Here is a 2,208-nt window from a genome sequence, read left to right on the forward strand (position 1 = left end):
ATTATTTATAATGTTTTGCAAAAGAAAATAATTAATAATATTACTTTTAATTCTAACTATGAAGAAGAAGCAATAAATAATATGTATTTAATATTAAGTCAATTTAAAAATAAAATATGTTCTTATTTAAATAAAGTTATTGTAATAATTGAAGATTATCAACTTCATAAAGGTTTAAAAATAACAAATCCACTATCTACCCCTAAATTCATTGGTGGTTTAAAAGTTTTATGTAAATATCTATTTAATTTAAATTATGTTTTACAATCACCAATTGTTAAGAAAAATTATGTTTATAAAGGAAATATTAAAATGACAGAGCACGAACACGACGCTTGGAAACATTTACAATATTTTTTAGCAAAAGGAAGTGAAAATAATGGCAGAAATAAAAAGTAATTTATTTAAAACAACAGTCATTACTAATAAGGCAAAAACAAAAAATAAAAGAGTTAATAAGTTAGAATTAACTGTTAGATTACATGAAAATCCTATTAAAACAAAAATTAAGGCTCTTGTTTCTGGTGGTGTTGAAGTTGATGCTTGTTCGGCTAAATGTCAATGAGACGGATTAAATTACTCAACATTATCAATATATAATCCATCTGTTTTAACTAATTTTTTGAAATTAAAAAAAGATGATGAGATAAAAATTAAAGGCTCAGTATTTAATCAGTTAAATATAAAAACTAAACGCTATTTTTTATCTTTTCGAGTAGATAGTTTTGAAATTATCCAAAAGGCGATTAGAAAAAGAACAAATACAAATATTAAAAAATAGGAGGAAAAACGATGGCATTAAAAAATGTAAAATATGTTCTTATAAATGAAAATAATGAACTTATTAAAAATGAAGATGGTAGTTTTGATATTAAAATTGCTGAAATTATTTTAGAAAATACTGCTGAAGTTGATGAACTTAATGCAAGTAATTTAGAAAATAGTAATCATCAAATCAACGAACTACAAACAAAAAATACTGAACTAACTTCACAAATTGAACAACAAACAATTCAATTAAAACAAATCAAAGTAATTGACTTTATTAATTCTTTAACTAATAATGAAGAATTTAAAAATGTTTTATTAAAGTCTTATGATATTACTGATGATATTGAAATAATTAAAACACAATTGCAAAGTGTTTGTGATGAATTAATTAAGGTACAAACAGTTAACACTGGTGGTGTACCAAAAGTAGAAAACAAAGAAAACAATATTTTAGATACAGATAATGTATTTAATAAATAAGAAAGAAGGAAATAAATTATGGCACAAAATCCACAAAGAATTTTCGGAGATATTGCTAATCAAGCAACAAAACAAGACCGAGAAAAATTTGAACAATGATATTTAGAAACTTATCAACAAAAATTTAGTTGAGAAGCACTATTTGCGTGAAAAGAAGCCAATAAATTTGGTTTAACATATAAAATCAAGAAAAATATTAAATACAATGAAGGTTTGGGGGCGAATGGACAAGTATTTAATACCGATAATAATCTTCTAAAATATTCAACAGTAGAATTTGATGATGGAGTTGTTGAATTAGATACAATTTTAACTTTTGCTCGTAAATTAGACCCTGTAGAAAGTGATTTTAATCCTAATCTTTGGGCTGCTGATATTGAACAAGCGATGGATACTGAGGTTGCTTATAAACGCAATAAAATTTTAGAAATTATTAATAAAGAAACAGTTATAACTATTCAAGGACAAAAAGCAGACGATACAAATGCTTTACAAATCCACGATGAAATTATGGATAAAATATATGAAAATGGCTTTACTCCATCAGAAACAGTTGTTTTAGGTTCGGCTGATTTTATTCGTGGAATTCGTAATAAATTACAGTTACAACTTGGAGCAAACGACCAAATAAATAGTGTAATTGCAACAAGTGGGGCAATGAAAAATGTTGAAGGAACAACATATTATATGGTTCCAAAAAAGTTACCAATTATTAATAAAGATGGTTCAGAAGCAACAATTGAATTATTACCAAATGGAGTTAATGCAATTGCCTTTAAATTTAGCAAAAAATATGACCCGCTTATTTTACGCAAAAAAGACCATACGCCATTAAGAGTTGGTGCTGCTGCGTTAGGAACTGGAATGGGTAATACTTTGATTATGGAAAGAGTTTTATATTTAGGTGGAGCAGTAGTTGAGCCGAAGGGAATTATTAAACATATTGTTTCAAAAATT

4 protein-coding genes are annotated in these 2,208 nt (G+C 25.9%); all 4 read left to right on the forward strand.

Annotation, left to right across the window (positions count from 1 at the left end):
- Positions 1-399, forward strand: a 399-nt coding sequence (locus D9R21_RS05840) for a hypothetical protein (RefSeq protein WP_158613938.1), incomplete at its 5' end; no start/stop codon positions are given.
- Positions 380-781 carry a hypothetical protein gene (locus D9R21_RS05845; RefSeq protein WP_126821466.1) on the forward strand — a complete coding sequence of 134 codons (402 nt, stop codon included), beginning with the start codon at positions 380-382 and terminating at the stop codon, positions 779-781. The genes D9R21_RS05840 and D9R21_RS05845, both read left to right, overlap by 20 nt.
- A gap of 11 nt (positions 782-792) precedes the next feature.
- A complete protein-coding gene (locus D9R21_RS05850; protein WP_126821467.1) occupies positions 793-1,251 on the forward strand; it encodes a hypothetical protein in 459 nt (152 codons plus the stop codon).
- A gap of 18 nt (positions 1,252-1,269) precedes the next feature.
- Positions 1,270-2,208 (forward strand): hypothetical protein (locus D9R21_RS05855; RefSeq protein WP_148108852.1); only part of this gene is annotated, 939 nt, incomplete at its 3' end.

It is taken from the genome of Spiroplasma endosymbiont of Megaselia nigra (genome assembly GCF_003987485.1).
In the GTDB taxonomy this organism is placed as follows: Bacteria; Bacillota_I; Bacilli_A; order Mycoplasmatales; family Mycoplasmataceae; genus Spiroplasma.